14 protein-coding genes are annotated in these 17,749 nt (G+C 65.5%); 8 read left to right on the top strand and 6 right to left on the bottom strand.

From position 1 onward, the window contains the following. Positions 1-82: 82 nt before the first annotated feature. Together HV770_RS07270 and HV770_RS07265 are read left to right on the top strand one after the other, a co-directional pair. The gene (locus HV770_RS07270; RefSeq protein WP_175158757.1) at positions 83-1,747 is read left to right on the top strand and encodes a bifunctional aspartate transaminase/aspartate 4-decarboxylase; all 1,665 of its coding nucleotides are present in this window, start codon (positions 83-85) and stop codon (positions 1,745-1,747) included. Positions 1,748-1,905: 158 nt separating this feature from the next. Beyond that, positions 1,906-3,129, top strand: a complete 1,224-nt coding sequence (locus HV770_RS07265) for a pyridoxal-phosphate-dependent aminotransferase family protein (RefSeq protein ID WP_175158756.1) — start codon at positions 1,906-1,908, stop codon at positions 3,127-3,129. A gap of 38 nt (positions 3,130-3,167) precedes the next feature. On the opposite strand, the gene HV770_RS07260 is transcribed toward HV770_RS07265, so the two are convergent. Next, positions 3,168-4,379, bottom strand: coding sequence for an MFS transporter (locus tag HV770_RS07260; RefSeq protein WP_175158755.1), 1,212 nt, complete (start codon positions 4,377-4,379; stop codon positions 3,168-3,170). Between the two features lie 399 nt (positions 4,380-4,778). Between HV770_RS07260 and xdhA the strand changes: the two genes are divergently transcribed. The 3 genes from xdhA to xdhC are packed head-to-tail and all read left to right on the top strand — an operon-like array spanning position 4,779 to position 9,326. Next, the gene (gene xdhA, locus HV770_RS07255; RefSeq protein ID WP_175158754.1) at positions 4,779-6,308 is read left to right on the top strand and encodes a xanthine dehydrogenase small subunit; all 1,530 of its coding nucleotides are present in this window, start codon (positions 4,779-4,781) and stop codon (positions 6,306-6,308) included. Between the two features lie 38 nt (positions 6,309-6,346). Further along, positions 6,347-8,713, top strand: a complete 2,367-nt coding sequence (gene xdhB / locus HV770_RS07250; RefSeq protein ID WP_175158753.1) for a xanthine dehydrogenase molybdopterin binding subunit — start codon at positions 6,347-6,349, stop codon at positions 8,711-8,713. Between the two features lie 46 nt (positions 8,714-8,759). After that, complete coding sequence (gene xdhC, locus HV770_RS07245) at positions 8,760-9,326, top strand: xanthine dehydrogenase accessory protein XdhC (RefSeq protein WP_175158752.1); 567 nt, start codon at positions 8,760-8,762, stop codon at positions 9,324-9,326. An 84-nt stretch (positions 9,327-9,410) separates the two neighbouring features. Here xdhC and HV770_RS07240 read toward each other — a convergent pair whose 3' ends face one another. From HV770_RS07240 to HV770_RS07230, 3 genes are all read right to left on the bottom strand, one after another. Beyond that, a complete protein-coding gene (locus HV770_RS07240) occupies positions 9,411-10,397 on the bottom strand; it encodes a LysR substrate-binding domain-containing protein (RefSeq protein WP_175158751.1) in 987 nt (328 codons plus the stop codon). 296 nt (positions 10,398-10,693) lie between these two features. Beyond that, positions 10,694-11,335, bottom strand: coding sequence for a 2-hydroxychromene-2-carboxylate isomerase (locus tag HV770_RS07235; RefSeq protein WP_175158750.1), 642 nt, complete (start codon positions 11,333-11,335; stop codon positions 10,694-10,696). A 91-nt stretch (positions 11,336-11,426) separates the two neighbouring features. Beyond that, a complete protein-coding gene (locus tag HV770_RS07230; protein WP_175158749.1) occupies positions 11,427-12,998 on the bottom strand; it encodes a TAXI family TRAP transporter solute-binding subunit in 1,572 nt (523 codons plus the stop codon). A gap of 713 nt (positions 12,999-13,711) precedes the next feature. Between HV770_RS07230 and HV770_RS07225 the strand changes: the two genes are divergently transcribed. Both HV770_RS07225 and HV770_RS07220 read left to right on the top strand, forming a co-directional pair. Beyond that, positions 13,712-14,050 carry a BON domain-containing protein gene (locus tag HV770_RS07225; RefSeq protein WP_175158748.1) on the top strand — a complete coding sequence of 113 codons (339 nt, stop codon included), beginning with the start codon at positions 13,712-13,714 and terminating at the stop codon, positions 14,048-14,050. 324 nt (positions 14,051-14,374) lie between these two features. After that, positions 14,375-14,623: a hypothetical protein gene (locus HV770_RS07220; protein ID WP_175158747.1), complete on the top strand. Its 249-nt coding sequence runs from the start codon at positions 14,375-14,377 to the stop codon at positions 14,621-14,623. Positions 14,624-14,775: 152 nt separating this feature from the next. Here the strand turns inward: HV770_RS07220 and HV770_RS07215 are convergent, their stop codons facing one another. Together HV770_RS07215 and HV770_RS07210 are read right to left on the bottom strand one after the other, a co-directional pair. Further along, a complete protein-coding gene (locus HV770_RS07215; RefSeq protein ID WP_175158746.1) occupies positions 14,776-15,564 on the bottom strand; it encodes a sulfite exporter TauE/SafE family protein in 789 nt (262 codons plus the stop codon). A gap of 233 nt (positions 15,565-15,797) precedes the next feature. Further along, on the bottom strand, positions 15,798-16,439 hold the full coding sequence (locus HV770_RS07210; protein WP_175158745.1) for a LysE family translocator: 642 nt from the start codon (positions 16,437-16,439) through the stop codon (positions 15,798-15,800). Between the two features lie 416 nt (positions 16,440-16,855). Here HV770_RS07210 and HV770_RS07205 point away from each other — a divergent pair, with 416 nt between their 5' ends. Then, a complete protein-coding gene (locus HV770_RS07205) occupies positions 16,856-17,749 on the top strand; it encodes a LysR family transcriptional regulator (RefSeq protein ID WP_175158744.1) in 894 nt (297 codons plus the stop codon).

The raw sequence follows: 17,749 nt of genomic DNA, 5'->3' as shown, positions 1-17,749 counted from the left end.
ATCGATCTCTGTTACGCCGGCTGCAACCAGGCAATGGTTCGATACGCCGGTGTCTTTCACCTGGCTCATTGGAGAACGCATCATGGCAAAAGAGAAGGGCGACAAGAAACAAGGCGACATGGCGCAAGCCGGACTGTCCGCGCTCAGCCCGTTCGAACTGAAGGACGAGCTGATCAAGGCCGCTGGCGGCGGCGCCGTGGAGCGGCCCGCCAACGCGTCGATGCTCAACGCGGGGCGCGGCAATCCGAACTTTCTCGCGACCATTCCGCGCCACGGGTTCTGGCAACTCGGCCTCTTTGCGATGCGCGAATCGGAGCGCTCGTTTGCGTTTATGCCGGAAGGCATCGGCGGGTTTCCGAAGCGCGAAGGCCTGACGGAACGTTTCGATCTGTTCCTGCGCGAGAACAAGGGCGTCGCGGGCATCGACTTCCTGCGCGGTGCGGTGTCGTATGTCCGCGATCAGCTGGGCTACTCGGCCGGCGACTTCCTGTATGAAATGTGCGAGGGGATACTCGCGTCGAACTATCCGGTGCCCGACCGCATGCTCAAGCTGTCCGAACTGATCGTCGGGCAGTATCTGCGCCGCGAGATGATCGGCGATCATCCGTTCATCGGCGAGTTCGATGTTTTCGCGGTGGAAGGCGGCACGGCTGCGATGACGTATATCTTCAACACGATGCGCGAGAATCACCTGATCAAGCCGGGCGACACGATCGCGCTCGGCATGCCGATCTTCACGCCGTACATCGAGATTCCGCGTCTGAACGACTATCAGCTGAACGTCGTGAATCTCGAAGCCGATGTCGCCAACGGCTGGCAGTACTCGAAGAAGGAACTCGACAAGCTGCGTGACCCGCAGGTGAAGGCGTTCTTCCTCGTGAACCCGAGCAATCCGCCGTCGGTGAGGATCAGCGACGAGAGCCTCAAATACATTGCCGACGTCGTCCAGGAACGGCCCGATCTGATTCTGCTCACCGACGACGTGTACGGCACCTTCGCGGACAACTTCGTATCGCTGTTCGCGCTCGCACCGAAGAACACCATCCTCGTATACTCGTATTCGAAGTATTTCGGCGCGACCGGCTGGCGTCTGGGGACGATCGCCACGCATCGCGACAACGTGCTCGACAGGCTGATCGCCGAGTTGCCGAAAGACGCGAAGAAGCAGTTGCACGAGCGTTACGAGTCGATCACGACCGAGCCGGACAAGCTCAAGTTCATCGACCGTCTCGTGGCCGACAGCCGCACCGTCGCGCTGAACCATACAGCGGGTTTGTCGACGCCTCAGCAGGTGCAGATGGTGCTGTTTTCGCTGTTCTCGCTGATGGACACGCCCGACGCCTACAAGAACGCGTTGAAGCGCCTGATCCGCAGCCGCAAGCGCGCGCTTTACGAAGAGGTCGGCATCTCGTTCGAGGACGACGATCCAAACCAGGTCGACTACTACACGATTCTCGACGTCGAATTCCTCGGCGAGCGGGCGTATGGCCGCGAGTTCGTCGAGTGGCTTTACAAGAACACGGAGCCGTCCGAGTTGCTGTTCCGACTCGCGCGCGAAGCGCGGGTCGTGCTGCTGCCTGGCCGAGGCTTCGGGACCCAGCATCCGTCGGGGCGCGTGTCGCTCGCCAATCTCAACGAGGCCGACTACCGGAAAATCGGCCGTGCGCTGCGCAAGCTGATGGAGGAGTATGTGGAGCGCTTCAACGCGGCGACCGGCAAGAAGCTCGACAAGACCAAGGTGAAATGACGCAGGAGGCGGCGCCGCTGGTGCCGTCGCCTCATCAGGCATAGTCAAAAAACTTGCGCAATCGCGTGGATCAGTGAATGATCGGACGCGTGGCCTCACCGGCGTCATGGCCGGTGAGGCCACGCGTTCCTCTGCACCCTGACATTCACGTACCGATCATGCCGACTTCATCACCTTCTGCCGTTGCTTCCGTAGTGCCCTGTCCGGTTGTCGAATCGCTCGACGCCATCCTTCCCGAAGAGCCGCTTCTGATGATGGGCGCCGGCCCCGTGCCGATTCCCGCCGCCGTGGCCAAGGCCAACACGATCGTGATCAATCATCTGGGCGGCGCGATGGTGAAGGTGATCACTCAGGTGAAGACGATGGCGCGCTACGTGTTCCAGACGCAATCGAAGTGGGTGCTGGGCGTGGCGGGACCGGGATCGGCCGCGATGGAGATGGCGATCTCCAACCTCGCGTGGGAAGGCACGCGCGTGCTGTGCATCAAGAACGGCTTTTTCAGCGACCGCATGGGCGAAATGGGCCGGCGTGTGGGCGCGAAAGTGAGCACGCTCGAGGTCGCGGACCGGTCGGTGGCGAGCCTCGAACAGATCGCCGAGGCGATTCGCCGCGAGCGTCCTGAAGTTGTCACGGTCGTGCAGGGCGAGACGTCGAACACGGTGTGGAATTACCACCTGAAGGAGATTGCCGCGCTCGCGAAAGCTTCAGGCGCGCTGGTGATCGTCGACGCGGTGTGCACGCTGAGCACGATGCCGCTGGAGATGGACGCGTGGGGCATCGACGCGGTCATCACGGGCGGGCAGAAGGGTTTGTCGTCGATCCCGGGCGTGTCGCTGATCGCGTTTTCCGATGCGGCCTGGGCGCGCGTCAAAGGACGCACCGCAGCGAATGCGCATTGGTGCCTGGATGCATCGCTCGCGGAGAACTTCTGGCATAACGCCGGCTATCACTACACCGCGCCGGTCTCGGGCGTGCTCGCGTTGCACGAGGCGTTGCGGCTGGTGTGCGCGGAGACGCTCGAAAAGCGCTTCGCCCGGCATCTGAAATGTTCGCTGGCGTTGCAGGACGGCGTGACGGCGCTCGGCTTGCAGTTGTATGCGCCCAAAGCGTGCCGCCTGAACTCGGTGGTCGGCATCGAGGTGCCGGGCGGATTGACTCCCGCGGATGTCTGCTCGCATATTTCGCGGCAACATCAGGTGGAAATTTCGGGCTCGTTTGGTTTGCCGATCGTCCGGATCGGACAGATGGGCGAGCAATGCCGCGAACACAATCTTTTCCGCACCGTGCATGCGCTCGGCAGGACGATGGTGGATCTCGGCGTGAAGGTCGATTTGCCGGCCGGCGTGGCGGCGCTCGAACGCGGGTTGTCGGAAGGAAAGTAGTTTTTTGCCTGCGCCAGGCGCAGGCAAAAACAATTCTGTCACAGCGCGGCGGGCTGGCCAGTCATCTTGGCGTGGCGCAGATAGAGCACGGTCGACAGCACGACCGCCGCCGCAGCAGCAACCGCGGCGAACAGGAACACCGACCCATAGCCGAATTCCCCGGCGATATAACCGGCCAGCGGCCCGGTAATTCCAAGCGACAGGTCGAGAAACACGGAGTACGCCGACAGCGCCGCACCGCGGCTCGCAGGTGGCACGAGTCCGACCGCTTCGACGCCGAGCGCCGGAAACACCAGCGCGAAGCCGAAGCCGGTCAACGCGGCGCCGGCCAGGGCGATATGCGGCTCGGGCGCGAGCCACAACATCAGCAGGCCGACGCATTCGAACGAGAACGAGGCAATCGCAACGCGAAAGCCGCCGTAGGTCTTGATCGTGTTGGCGAACAGCAGGCGCGCGCCGATGAACAGCGTGCCGAACACCGTCAGCGACAAAGCCGCATTCGGCCAGTTCTTCGCCGCATAAAACAGCGTGATGAAAGTCGCGATCGAGCCGAACCCGGCCGAGCCGAGCGCGAGGCCGATGCCATGCGGCAACACCCGCGTGAACACGCTGCGATACGACATGCGCTCGCCGTGGACGAGCGGTACCGGCGCGATCTGGCGAGCCAGATAGAAACCGAGCGCGGCCAGCGCAATCACCAGAATGCCGAGCGCGGCAAAGCCGATCGCGTGTGCGATCGCGACGCCGAGCGGCGCGCCGATCGCCAGCGCGCCATACGTCGCGATGCCGTTCCACGAAATCACCCGGGCGTTGTTGCTCGTGCCGACCCGGCCGATGCCCCACAGAATCGCGCCGGTGCCGCACAGGCTTTCGCCGAAGCCGAGCACCAGCCGGCTGAACACCAGCAGCGTGAGACTCAGCACCGGCCAATCGCCGCACAACACGGCGAGCAGCAGCAGGACGCCGCTCGCGCCGCAACCCAGCAGACCGATCGACACCGTGCGCTTCGGCCCCAGCGTATCGGCGGAGCGGCCGGCGAGCGGGCGCGAGGCCAGCGTCGCCAGGTATTGCACGCTGATGGCCGCGCCGGCCAGCACCGCGCTGTAGCCGAGGTCGCCGTGGACATAGCCGGGCAGCACCGCCAGCGGAATGCCGATCGTCAGATAACAAAGAAAGGTGAAAAAGACGACCGGAATGATCTGCAGGGTCGTCGTAAATTCGCTGCGAGGTGGCGCGGAGTCAGTGGACATGGGGAAAACGAGACTTGAATTCGGCGGGAAGGCGTGATTTTCCCATGGAACCGATTCCCTTGCTGCGTTTGCATAATTCGCTGACCGTCGGATCGGCGTCGCGAACCCACATAGTGGTCCGATTTCGCGTGTTCAGTGTCCGTATTTTTGTCTGGCGAGCAGGCATGCCATGATTCGCAATGACCAAAATTCAGCAAAAATAACCAATACACGGCAAAAAGCTCAACCCAACATAAGTCAACCCGCTCTCAAACGACCCTCTATATCGCCTGGCGAATATGTCCCCCATGCGGTCCACGCTATGGGTTGCCTTTATTGACGGTGATAGCTTTCAAACCATCGCTGCAGCACGTCCGCACGGACACAGAACATTCGAGATTAATCCGAGAGTAACGAGACATGACTGAGCCGATTCGCTTCTATCACCGCAACGCGATCCGCGAGATCAAGGACGCGCCCGTCACCCGCACGGTCCTGCAGTATCTGCGCGAGGACGCGCATTGCACCGGAACCAAGGAAGGCTGCGCCGAAGGCGATTGCGGCGCGTGCACGGTGGTGCTCGGCGAGCGCAACGAAGCGGGCGGCGTCGACTTCAAGGCGGTCAACGCCTGCATCCAGTTCGTGCCGACGCTCGACGGCAAAGCGCTCTACACCGTCGAGGATCTGCGTCAGCCCGATGGTTCGCTGCATCCGGTGCAGGAGGCGATGGTGGAATGCCACGGCTCGCAATGTGGCTTCTGCACGCCGGGTTTCATCATGTCGATGTGGTCGCTGTACGAGAAACACGGCCACGAGCAGAGCTGCGCGAACCGCACGGTGCCGTCGCGCGAAGCGATCAGCAATGCATTGACGGGCAACCTGTGCCGCTGCACCGGCTATCGGCCGATCGTCGATGCGGCCGTGCGCATGTTCGACGCGCCCGCGCCGAAAGCGCCGGTGAACGTCGCCTCGCTCGCCGCTACGCTCGCCACGCTGGCGCGCGAGAACACCTTCCACTATGAGCACGCCGGCCAGCAGTTCGACGCCCCGCGCAGCGTCGCCGCGCTCGCGAAGATCAAGGAAGCCCAACCGGCCGCGCGCATTCTTGCCGGCAGCACCGACATCGGCCTGTGGGTCACGAAACAGATGCGCGAGCTGGGCCACCTCGTCTACGTGGGCCAGATCGCCGAATTGCAGAAGCTCGAAACTAACGGCGAGTGGATCGAGGTCGGCGCGGGCGTGAGCGTCGAGAAGGCTTATGCGGAGATTGCGAAGCAGTACCCCGAATTGACCGAGATGTGGCAGCGCTTCGCTTCGCTGCCGATTCGCAATGCCGGCACGCTCGGCGGCAATATCGCCAACGGCTCGCCGATCGGCGATTCCATGCCGGGTCTGATCGCGCTCGGCGCGCGAGTGGTCGTGCGCGGCGGCGAGATCGAGCGCGAGATGCCGCTCGAAGACCTGTACCTCGCTTATCAGAAGAAGGATATGGCGGAGCACGAGTTCGTCGTCGGGCTGAAAGTGCCGACGCGCACCGGCGCGCGCGCGAATCTGCAATTTCGCACCTACAAGCTCTCGAAGCGTTTCGATTCGGATATCTCGGCGGTGTGCGCCGCGTTCTCGTTCATCGCCGACGGCACGCTGATTCGCGAGCCGCGCGTCGCGTTCGGCGGGATGGCCGCGACACCCAAACGCGCTATGCATGCCGAAGCCGTGCTGGGCGATGCCGAATGGCACGAAGCCACCGCGCAGGCCGCGATGCTCGCGCTCGGCAACGACTATGCGCCGCTGTCCGACATGCGCGCGACCAGCGACTACCGGCTCGAAGCCGCGAAGAACACGCTGTACCGCTTCTGGCTCGAAACGCGTCCGCACAATCCGCTGCCCAAGAGCGCGCTCGACGTGCGCGCGGTCGCCGCCGCGTGCGCGCCGGCTGCCGCGAGCGCCTGATCCGCGGCCGGCCTACGTAGGATACGGAGAACATCACAATGAATCAGCAAGCCGAGCCGTTCCTGAAAGACCTTCAGGATCTCGACGACTTCACGCAAGTCCACGTGTCGCGTCCGCACGAGTCCGCGCATCTGCATGTGAGCGGCCGCGCCACCTATACCGACGACATCCCGACGCTCGCCGGCACGCTGCACGCCGCGCTCGGGCTGTCGTCGAAAGCGCATGCGAAGATCGTGTCGATCTCCGTGGACAAGGTGCGCGCCACACCCGGTGTGGTCGCCGTCTTCACCGCCGACGACATCCCCGGCGTCAACGACGTGGGCCCGATCATCCACGGCGACGATCCGATTCTCGCCGACGGGCTCGTGCAATACATCGGCCAGCCGATCTTCATCGTGGTCGCGACCTCGCACGAAACCGCGCGGCTTGCCGCGCGCCGCGCCGAGATCGTCTACGAGGAATTGCCGGCGATTCTGACCGCGCAGCAGGCGCGTGCCGCGAACCAGCACGTGTTGCCGCCGATGAAGCTCGCGCGCGGTGAAGCCGCGACCAAGATCGCACGCGCCGCGCATCGCGAGGCCGGCGAGATGCTGCTCGGCGGCCAGGAGCAGTTCTATCTGGAAGGGCAGATTTCGTATGCGGTGCCGAAGGACGACGACGGCATGCACGTCTACTGTTCGACGCAGCACCCGACCGAAATGCAGCACATGGTCGCTCACGCGCTGGGCGTGGCTTCCCACAACGTGCTGGTCGAATGCCGGCGCATGGGCGGCGGCTTCGGCGGCAAGGAATCGCAATCGGGTCTGTTCGCGTGCTGCGCGGCGCTCGCCGCGTGGAAGCTGCTGTGCCCGGTGAAACTGCGCCCCGACCGCGACGACGACATGATGGTCACCGGCAAGCGCCACGATTTTCACTACACGTATGAAGTGGGCTACGACGACCGGGGCGTGATCGACGGCGTGTCCGTCGACATGACCTCGCGCTGCGGCTTTTCCGCCGACCTGTCGGGCCCGGTGATGACGCGCGCGTTGTGCCACTTCGACAACGCGTACTGGCTCCCGGACGTGACCATCGACGGCTTCTGCGGCAAGACCAACACGCAGTCGAATACCGCGTTCCGCGGCTTCGGCGGCCCGCAAGGCGCGTTCGCGATCGAATACATCATGGACAACGTCGCGCGTTCGGTGGGCGCCGATGCGCTCGACGTGCGCCGCCGCAATCTGTACGGCAAGACCGAGCGCAACCAGACGCCGTATGGCCAGATCGTCGAAGACAACGTGATTCACGAACTGATCGACGAACTCGAAGCGACCAGCGAATACCGCGCGCGCCGCGCGGCGATCGGCGAATTCAACGCGAACAACGAAGTGCTGAAAAAGGGCCTCGCGCTGACGCCGGTCAAATTCGGCATCGCGTTCAACGTGACGCACTTCAACCAGGCCGGCGCGCTCGTGCATATCTACACCGACGGTTCGGTGCTGGTGAATCACGGCGGCACCGAAATGGGCCAGGGCTTGAACACCAAGGTCGCGCAGGTGGTCGCGCATGAACTCGGCGTGGGCTTCAGGCGCATTCGCGTGACGGCGACCGACACCAGCAAGATCGCCAATACGTCGGCCACCGCTGCATCGACCGGGTCCGATCTGAACGGCAAGGCCGCGCAGGATGCCGCGCGCCAGTTGCGCGAACGCCTCTCGGCATTCGCCGCCGAGCGTTTCGGCGCCGGACAGGTGAACGCCGCCGACGTGCGCTTCGCGCACGACCGCGTGGTGGTCGGCGACCTGGTCGTGCCGTTCGAAGAGGTGATCGCGAAGGCCTACATCGCGCGGGTCCAACTCTGGTCGGATGGCTTCTACGCGACGCCGAAGCTCTACTGGGATCAGGCGAAGCTGCAGGGCCGGCCGTTCTATTACTACTCGTACGGCGCGGCGGTGTCGGAAGTGGTGATCGACACGCTGACCGGCGAAATGCGCGTGCTGCGCGCGGACGCGTTGCATGACGTGGGCGCGTCACTGAACCCGGCGCTCGACGTCGGCCAGGTGGAAGGCGCGTTCATCCAGGGGATGGGCTGGCTCACGACCGAGGAGTTGTGGTGGAACGCGGACGGCAAGCTGATGACGCACGCGCCGTCGACCTACAAGATTCCGACGGTGAACGATACGCCGCCGGACTTCCGTGTGCGCCTTTTCAAGAACCGCAATGCCGAGGACAGCATCCATCGTTCGAAAGCGACCGGCGAGCCGCCGTTGCTGCTGCCGTTCTCGGTGTTCTTTGCGGTGCGCGATGCGGTGTCGGCGGTCGGCGATCACAAGGTCAATCCGCCGCTGAATGCGCCGGCGACCAGCGAGGAAATTCTCAAGGCGGTCGGCGCGGTGCGCGCCGCTGCTGCGGCGGCGCGGCAATGAGCGCGGCACGACGCGCGTGAACAATCTACACACAGGGAGGATCGCCATGAACGATTTCTCGTCCGTTCAGATCGGCCGGCGCAGCGCCGCGCAGATGCCGCGTCCGGCGCCGATGCATATCGTGCTGTGCGGCGCGGGGCATGTCGGGCATGCGCTCGTCAGGCTGCTCGGCAGCTTGCCGTGCCTCGTCCAGTGGGTCGACGAGCGCGACGAACTGTTCCCCGACGAGACGCCCGCCAACGTGCAGATCGAAGCGACCGACACGCCGGATGCAATCGTCGATGCGGCGCCGCCCGGCGCCTACTTTCTCGTGATGACGCATAACCACGCGCTCGATTTCTCGCTTGCCGCGCGCATCATGCGGCGGCGCGATTTCACCTACTTCGGCATGATCGGTTCGCAGACCAAGCGGGTGAAATTCGAGCGGCGGTTGGTCGAACGCGGCGTGCAAGCGGATCGGCTGGTGGAGATGACGTGTCCGATCGGCGTGGACGGCATCGTCGACAAGGCGCCGCCGGCGATCGCGGTTGCGGTGTGCGCGCAGTTGCTGCAGATCAGGACCCGCCAGGTGGTGGCGCAGGTCGCGACGCAAAAGGTCTGCGCGACGGTTTGACGAGGCGGCGCACCGCCGTAGGCATTCACGAGAGCGCGGCACATGCGGACGTGCAAAGCCAAACGTGAGTGCTGCAAAAAACCTTCACTTCGGCTTGCCCGGCTCTTCCTGTTGCCGAGGCCGCTTCGCGCGCCTGACCTTCTGCGCGACCAACCCATCCGATACGTCGGACATCAACGCCCGCAGCCAGCCGACATCGCTCGGCCGGTCCGGCTGCGGATGCCATAGCTGATAGCACTTGATGCGCGGAAAAGCGATCGGCACCTCGACCACCGCGAGCGGCAGCATGTCCGCATAGTGCATCGCAAAGCGGCGCGTCGTCGTGAAGATCAGATCCGATTGCAACAGTGTCTGAGGCACCAGCCCGAAGTAGGGCAGCGTCGCGACGATCCGCCGCTCGGCGTGCGCGCGCGCGAAACCGGTGTCGATTGCGCCGCCGCGCGCGCCGCTGTAGGGCGTCGGCGCGAGATGGGGCGCGGCGAGATACGCGTCGCGCGTGAGCGGCGCGCGGGTCAGCGGATGATCGGCGCGCATCAGGCACACGACGGTATCGGAGAACAGATCGCTGCGCTCGAACCGCGCATCCGGTTTCGGCCAGTTGCCGATCACCAGATCGAGTTCGCCGGCGTCGAGTGCGGCCGAGTGATCGAGCAGCGGACCCAGCGATTCGATTTCGAGCCGCGCATGCGGCGCCGCTTCGCGAAATTGCGCGATCACGGTCGGCATGAAGAAGTCGTTCAGATAATCCGGCGCGGCCACGCGAAAGGTGCGGCGTGAGCGGGCGGGATCGAAGTCGCCGTGCGGCGTCGCGACGAAATCGACTTCGCGCAGCACGCGTTGCGCACTCGCCAGCAGCGATTGGCCATATTCGGTCGGCACCATGCCGGATTTGCCGCGCACGAGGATCGGGTCGTTCAGCGTCTCGCGCAGTTTGCGCAGGGCGGTGCTGATGGCCGGCTGGGTCTGATTCAGACGCAGCGCGGTCTGCGTGACGCTGCGCTCGACCAGCAGCGTGCGCAGCACGCGCACGAGCCAGATATCGAGTGAGGCGGCGGTGTCGTCGTCATCCATGGTTTGAGCGAGGCGGTGCGGGCGGAGCGGCCCGGATGAAGCGCGGCACGAAGCCGGCTCGCGACACGGCCCGCGCGCGGGGCGCAAAGGTTATAACCTTAGGCCCGTTTGCGGTGTAGCGGCATAGCAGGCGCGGTATGGCCGGCATCAGCGGGAGTTGTTTCGGTGCGATTCGGTTGAACCCGAAGCCGAAGCCCAAAGCCCAAAGCCGAGCCGACTGCGACGCGGGCACCAGGTACGGCAGCCACGCTGCCAGCCGCCTGAAGCCTGCGCGTCGCCCCCCCTCGCTCCGCCAGCTAGTCCACCAGCCCCGACGGCAGCGAACTGATCCGCTTTACTTCGCGCGATTCGAGCCAGTTCGGCGTGCGCGCGCAGTACAGCACCATCGGCAACGCGTCTTCGCCCCAGAACAGCTGATCGTTCAGACGAAAGGTCGGCACGCCATACACCCCGAGCCCGATCGCATCGGCCGTATTGCGCTGCAATTGCGCTTTCACTTCCTCGCTTTTGATGCGCTCCGGCCCGTCCGGCATACCGACGCGTTCGCACAGTTCGGCGAAGTGCGCATCGTTCGACGGATCGCGCCCTTCGCGCCAGATGAAGCGGAAAATCTCGCGCACGAAGTTGATGTCGCCGTTCGCGGCCGTGGCCAGCAGCAGCGCCTTCATCGAATCGAACGGATGCGCCGGCGGCATCTTGTACGGAATGCCGAGCTGTTCCGCGCGAAACAGCGCGTGCCGGTACATGAAGGTGCGCTTGGCGGGCACGCTGTAAGCGGGCCGCTGTCCCCAGTGAGCGTACAGGTCGTTCAGCACCACCGGCGTGAATGCGAAGTCGAAGCCGGGCCATTTGTCGTGTTGCTCGAGCAACAGGTACGTGAACGGCGAGACAAAGTCGTAAAACCACAGCGGTTGCCTGGCGTCGATGCCAACGGTCATAAATGTCTCCCGAAATGCCTGTCTGACGATGCGTTCGCTACAACGTCAAAATTGTGATGATCTTACGCGGTGCAGCCACGGCTTGCACCGTTCAATAGGGTTTGGCGGCGCTCCCGCCAGGGTTGGCCGGGTCGGCAGCGGGGCCGGGCGCCGCGCCAAGTTCCGCCGCTTCATGTGCCTGATGCGTGTCATTGGCCTCGCCACGGGCCGGGAGCGGCGCGACTTCGCCGCCACTGGCCGCAGCCGGGCCGCGCGCGTCTTGCTCGCGCGATTCGTCGTCCGGCCGGCCGTCGTCCGCATCCTGCGCTTGGTCACGCTGGGCCTCGCGGCTTTGCGTCAGCCGCTGGCGCACGAAGCCGATATGCTCGCGCAGCACATAAAACTGATCCGCATACGCGAGCGGCATCTTCAATCCGTTGACCGACTCCTCGATCGCGTCGAGCCGTTCGATCAACGACGCGCGCTCGGCGGCCGAATGTTCGCTGAGCGCGCTGCGCTCGATCGCGATCAGCGAGCCGTACCAGCGATAAATCCGCGATTTGACCCGCCACGCATAGAGCCCCGGCACGACGCGCAAGGCCGGCACCAGCAGCACGACCAGCGGCACCACGATCACCAGCAGCCGGTCGGCGAGACTCGCGACCCAGAACGGCAGGGTCCGGTAGAGGAAGCTCTTGCCCGACTTGTAGTAGCGCGCGGCGTCGTCGCTGATCGGGAAGTCGTGTGCGATCGGCGCGGGGAATTCGCCGGCGCGCTGCATGATGCTCGCGCCGCCGTGCACCTCGCGCGCGGCTTCGATCAGCAGATCCGACAACGCGGGATGCAGCGAGTCGCGCGCCACCAGCTCGGCGGTCGGCGCGACGATGCTGATTGATGCCGCAGGCAGATTCTTGCCGAGGTCGAACGACCCCATCGGCATTTTCAGCTGGGTCAGAAACGGAAAGCGGCGCGTGTACGCCTCGGCCTGCGTGAAATCGTAGAAACGCACGTTCGGCGTGCGATACAGCTTGCCCATGACCGCCGGCTGCGCGGAATCGCCGGCGAGGAAGGCCGCGTCGACCTTGCCTGAGATGAGCGCGTCGGCGGCGGCGTCGCCCGATAGTGGCAGCAGTTTGGTCGCCGCGCCCGGCACGATGCCGTTGGCCTTGAGGAGCGCGAGCGCCAGCTCGCGCGTGCCGCTGCCTTCGGCGCCGACCGCCAGCCGCTGGCCCTTGAACTCGGATAGCCACATGACGGGCGGGCCGTGATAGAAGATCGCCAGCGGCACATACGCGACGCTGCCGAGCGACATCAGGTTTTTGTTCACCGCCCCGGGCGCGACACCGCCCTGCACGAAGCCGACATCGACGTTCGCCTGCGGGTCCGACAGCCGCTTGAGATTCTGCAGCGACCCTTCCGACGCCAGCACATTCACCGTGATGCGGTTGCGCGCGAGAATCGTCTTGTACTTCTGCGCGGCGTTCCAGAAGGTGCTGCCCTCGGGTCCGGTGGTGATCGTCAGCGTGCTGGGCGGGGCGGGCTGGATCAGCCGCACGGCGGCCCAGATCGCGACGACGACGAGCAGCGCGAGCGGTCCGAACGAGACCGCCAGGTCGCGCCAGGAGATTGCGACAAAACGGGCGACGAGACGGGGAGGGCCTTTGCGGCCGGTGGCGGGCTTCATCGGATGACGTGAGGGCTACGGTCGAATGTGGACAGGGGCGGCGCCCGGCGGCGCACGAACGGAGCGAGGCGCTCCGGAGCAAGCGAGGCCTGGCGTGCCGGCCGTGGCGGATATCGTGCAAACCGCGCGGTCGCGCGCGTCGCGCCGATGGTACCTGAGATTCATAGGACGGCGAAACGCGCGGGGGGCGCCAGACGCCGACAAACGCGTAACAAATGGTGAACGCGGTGTGAGCGCAGTATGAACATGGCGTGCAGGCGGTGTGCATGCCGAGGGGTCCATTGCGCGGACGGCGCGGCTGTCACACGCCTGGCACATGCGTGGCGAATGCGTGGCGAATGCGTCGCACAAGTCCCACACCCGACGCCGCCGCATGCCGCGCGGACGACTAAACCTTTGCGCTTCCGGGCCGCCTGGATTAAATTGAGGATCGCTGCCGCGAACCAGGGTTTGCGCGGCGTGACCCGGCACCACACCAGAACCGGGCACGCTCTCGAACGTCGCGGCTTGCCGGTTCCGTACCGCAGGCATGTCCGTCATCGCATGCGGCAAACGGCAGCCGGTTTCTCCCGCCTCTCGCATATGTGTTGCAGCCAAAGCCGGCCGGCGCCGGGACGCACCTCGCTGCGTGTCCCCTCGCGCTGGGCCGCCGGTAGTCGTAACGAAACCGCTTGTACACGCGGTCCAATGTGAAACCAAGGAGAAGAGAAACCATGAAATCTGTCGGTTATCTGAAAACGCTGGGTTCGGTCGTGGCAATGGTGCTGGCGTGCAACGTCTACGCCCAGTCGAACGATGCGCCGTCGTCGGCGGCGGCAACGGTCAAGGCCGGCAAGCGGGCGAACAACGAACTGGGCCGCAAGGTCCGGGGCGCCCTCAGCAAGACGCAAGGCCTCGATGTGTCGAACATTTCCGTGCGCGCTCGCTCTGGCGCGGTGACGCTGTCGGGCACGGTGCCCGACCAAGGCCAGATCGATGCCGCCGGCGAAGCCGCGAAGGGCGTCGCGGGCGTGAAGTCGGTGTCGAACAAGTTGACCGTGATGCAACAGTAATCAGTCTGTCATGCGCGCGCGGCACGAATCGGGCTGCGCCCGGCGGACTTGAGCGGCGCACGCGGCGCCTCGCGGGTGCAAGAGGGCGGCGGCTCGACACGGCGTGCGCGATCGTGAAGCAGGTGTGTCCCAAGGCTCCGGCACAATGCCGGAGCTTTTTTTGGCCCTGATTTGTTGGCGCGATGCTGTTTGGGAACCGCGCTGATCGTTTCCGGGTGGCATATTGGCTGCCGTCGATGCTGCGAAGACTTCTCCGTGCGTTGCGACACAGAACTGACGTCGCGCGAAGCGTACTGTGGACGCATGGGAATCGGAGTCAATGTCATGGGAACCACGTTGTTACGCTACACCGATCTGCCGATCGGCGATCGGGCGGCTTTCGAGTTGGTGTGCGCGCGGCACGGCTTCGCGCCGGTGCACTTCGACATCAGTGCCTGCGCGAAGGCCGGCGAGCCCGCGCACGAGCGTCTCGTCACCGTGCGGCGCGCCGGCTGGACGCAGTCGTATCGCGACAGTGATGGCCAATGGATCAGGCAGTTCGAAGCCGATCTGACCAGCAGGTTCTTCAAGTAGAGGCGGGGGCGGCGCTCTGTTGATGTCGGCGCGGAGCTGGCGCGCACGTCGATGCTGACGTTAGGGCTCAGCTTGCCGGCTCGGTCGATGCCGACGTTAGCGCATCAATTGCCACTTGGGTCGGCCCTTACACCAGCGCCTGCGTCGATGCATCATGCCATCACGAGCCGCACACCCACCAGCGTCAGCGTGGCCGCGAGCAGGTTGCGCAGCAGCGCATCCGGCGCGCGCGACGACAGGTAGCTGCCGATCGCGATACCCGGCAGCGATCCCACCAGCAGCGACGCCAGCATCGACCAGTCGACCGAACCCAGCAGCCAATGACCCGCGCCCGCCAGCAGCGTGAGCGGCACCGCATGCGCGATGTCCGAGCCGACGATGCGCGTGGTCGGCAGCAACGGATACAGCAGCAGCAACACGGTCACGCCGATTGCGCCCGCGCCTACCGACGTCAGCGACACCAGCACGCCGAGTATCGCGCCGGTCAGCATGGTCAGCGCGAGCGTGCGTCCCTGCTTCGGCGCACGTTGGCCGCGCGCGCCGAGCGCCGCGAGCTGCGGCCGGAACACCAGCGCCACCGCCGTGACCAGCAGCGCCGCGCCGAGCACGATCTGGATCAGCCGGCTCGCGCCCGGCGTGTCCATCCCGTAGCGATGCAGCAGGACCAGCGTGATTGTCGCGGCAGGCACGCTGCCGGCGGCGAGGCGCAGGGTGATCTGCCAGTCGACGGAACCCTTCAGGCCGTGCACGAGCGTGCCGGTCGCCTTGGTGGCGGCCGCGTACAGCAGGTCGGTGCCCACCGCGGTGGCCGGATGCACGTTGAACAGCAAAACCAGAATCGGCGTCATTAGCGAGCCGCCGCCGACGCCCGTCAATCCGACCAGAAAGCCGACGAACAGGCCAGAGACGGAGTACAGCAGTTCGATGTGGGGAAGTGCCATTGAGCAGACCGCTGACGGTCGGATGGGTGGAAGGATCGGACGGCGGGGCCGGTGCGTGCGGGCCGCCACGCGCCCCAGGCAGCGGCGCGCAGTGCGGCTTGGCACAGGTGCACAGCAGGTGCGCCACGGGCCGCCGCGGCGCGGCGAAAGCCGCTATTGTCGCAAAACTGCCGCGCTTGCGTACGGAATACGGTCGAGCGCGAGCGCGCTGCGCGTTCCGTGGCGAGTCCCGTTCAAAGCGCGCGGCGAATCTCGACGACGCCGAACGCCGCCAGCGTGAAGCCGACCACGCGGTCGATCGCGAGGCGCAGCCTGCTGCCGATCGCGTGACGCGCGAGCGACACCACGCTCACGAGCACGCACCACCACGCGATCGAGCCGACGAACACGCCACCCACCGTGGTCAGCGCAATGGCCGGGGAGAAGGCGCCGCGCGGCGCGAGCGTCGTGAACAGCGCGGCGAACATGATGACGGTTTGCGGATTGGTCAGCGTGAGCAGCAAGGCGCTCGCGTACGCGCGCAAGGCGCCCGCGCGGCCCACCTGCGCGAGCTTGCCGTCGCCGTTGCCGTTCGAGGTGTCGGCGGCCGGCTTCTGCAGCAGCGTGCGCACGCCGAGATAGAGCAGGAACAGACCCGCGAGCAGATGCAGCGGGCGGTCGTAGGCAAGCATGAACTGCGAAATACCGACGAGGCCCAGCGCCGCAATCAGGCCGTAGAGCGCATCTCCGGTTGCAATGCCGAAGCCGATCGCCAGTCCCGCGCGTGGGCCGCCCGTCAACGTGCGGCGGATGCACAGCATGCCCATCGGGCCGACCGGCGCGGCAATCGCAAGGCCGACGCCCGCGGCGGTGAAGAAAAGACTGGTGGTCGACATGGGAAAGCCCTTGAGCGGTGGTTCAGGTTCGTGACGCGGGGTGATTCGTTTCGTTGCGGCGGCTTGTGGTGCGTGGTGCGCGGTTCGCGGTTCGCGGCGCGTCGCGGTGTTTTGTCGGTCGTGCCGTTCGTGGTGCACTTGCCGTTCGTACGCGGAGCCTTGCGCCCACGCGGCGTTGCTCGTGCGAAGGCGGCAATCGGCGCGTCCGTCAGCATAGCCAGACCGGCAGGCGCGGGCAAGGCCGCGCGAGCTTGCCGGAAGCCGCTTTTGCGCCGGATCGAGGCCCGTAAGCCCGCCCCCCGGCCAGCCTGCGCCATCCGGCTCCCGCACCGGCCGTGGATACCCTGGGATCGGTTCGACGCGCGCCTTCCTCGGGCATAATTTTGCCACTTCAAATCTCGGGAGCGCGCCCGCTCATGTGGCAGATCGATCAGGTGACGCTGCGCTTGTTCATCGCCGTGTGCGAGGAAGGGACGATCGCACGCGCGGCCGAACGCGAGTTCATCGCGCCGTCGGCGGTCAGCAAGCGGCTCGCCGATCTCGAGGCGCTGGTCGATGTCGCGCTGCTCTCGCGCAGCCAGCGCGGCGTGCGCGCGACCGCCGCCGGCGAGGCGCTGCTGCGCCATGCGCGGCTCATCATGCGCGGCCATGAACGGCTGCAGGCCGAACTCAGTGAGTATGCGGCCGGCGCGCGCGGACATGTGCGGGTGCTGGCGAACGTGTCGTCGATGGTGGAGTTCTTGCCCGAGGCCTTGTCGGTGTTCCTGAAGGCCAATCCGGGGATTCGCGTCGATGTCGAGGAGCGAGTGAGTGGCGAAATCGTCCGCGGGCTGGAAGAGGGCGTGGCCGATCTCGGCATCTGCCGTGACGTCGTGCCGATGGGCAGTCTCGACGTCCTGCAGTATCGCGCCGATCATCTCGCGTTGATCGTGCCGCGCGCGCATCCGCTTGCCGGTGAGCCCGCGGTCGGCTTCGAGCAGACGCTCGCCTTCGATCACCTCGGACTCGCGTCGAATGCGTCGGTGAATGCGCTGATGCAGCGCATCGCGGTGGAGAAGGGCGGCGAGCTGAACTATCGAACCTACGTGTCGACGTTCGATGCCGCCTATCGCTTCATCCAGGCCGGGCTCGCGGTGGCGATCCTGCCGCGCGAGGCATTGCCCCGCCATGCCGCCGATGAATACGGCATCGTCGCCGTGCCGTTGCGCGAGGCATGGGCGGAGCGGCGCTTCGTGATCTGTATGCGGGATCGGCATGCGCTGACGCTGGCGGCGTCACATCTGCTGACGCATTTGTTGGGGGCGGTCTGA

Origin of the sequence: Paraburkholderia fynbosensis (genome assembly GCF_902859935.1) — a bacterium.
GTDB classification, from domain to species: Bacteria; Pseudomonadota; Gammaproteobacteria; order Burkholderiales; family Burkholderiaceae; genus Paraburkholderia; species Paraburkholderia fynbosensis.
This window is presented reverse-complemented; position numbering and strand designations above follow the sequence as displayed.

Bases quoted from the DNA above. Each gene is read 5' to 3' on its own strand.
- HV770_RS07270 (WP_175158757.1), top strand. From the start codon at position 83: ATGGCAAAAGAGAAGGGCGACAAGAAACAAGGCGACATGGCGCAAGCC.
- HV770_RS07265 (WP_175158756.1), top strand. From the start codon at position 1,906: ATGCCGACTTCATCACCTTCTGCCGTTGCTTCCGTAGTGCCCTGTCCG.
- HV770_RS07260 (WP_175158755.1), bottom strand. From the start codon at position 4,379: ATGTCCACTGACTCCGCGCCACCTCGCAGCGAATTTACGACGACCCTG.
- xdhA (WP_175158754.1), top strand. From the start codon at position 4,779: ATGACTGAGCCGATTCGCTTCTATCACCGCAACGCGATCCGCGAGATC.
- xdhB (WP_175158753.1), top strand. From the start codon at position 6,347: ATGAATCAGCAAGCCGAGCCGTTCCTGAAAGACCTTCAGGATCTCGAC.
- xdhC (WP_175158752.1), top strand. From the start codon at position 8,760: ATGAACGATTTCTCGTCCGTTCAGATCGGCCGGCGCAGCGCCGCGCAG.
- HV770_RS07240 (WP_175158751.1), bottom strand. From the start codon at position 10,397: ATGGATGACGACGACACCGCCGCCTCACTCGATATCTGGCTCGTGCGC.
- HV770_RS07235 (WP_175158750.1), bottom strand. From the start codon at position 11,335: ATGACCGTTGGCATCGACGCCAGGCAACCGCTGTGGTTTTACGACTTT.
- HV770_RS07230 (WP_175158749.1), bottom strand. From the start codon at position 12,998: ATGAAGCCCGCCACCGGCCGCAAAGGCCCTCCCCGTCTCGTCGCCCGT.
- HV770_RS07225 (WP_175158748.1), top strand. From the start codon at position 13,712: ATGAAATCTGTCGGTTATCTGAAAACGCTGGGTTCGGTCGTGGCAATG.
- HV770_RS07220 (WP_175158747.1), top strand. From the start codon at position 14,375: ATGGGAACCACGTTGTTACGCTACACCGATCTGCCGATCGGCGATCGG.
- HV770_RS07215 (WP_175158746.1), bottom strand. From the start codon at position 15,564: ATGGCACTTCCCCACATCGAACTGCTGTACTCCGTCTCTGGCCTGTTC.
- HV770_RS07210 (WP_175158745.1), bottom strand. From the start codon at position 16,439: ATGTCGACCACCAGTCTTTTCTTCACCGCCGCGGGCGTCGGCCTTGCG.
- HV770_RS07205 (WP_175158744.1), top strand. From the start codon at position 16,856: ATGTGGCAGATCGATCAGGTGACGCTGCGCTTGTTCATCGCCGTGTGC.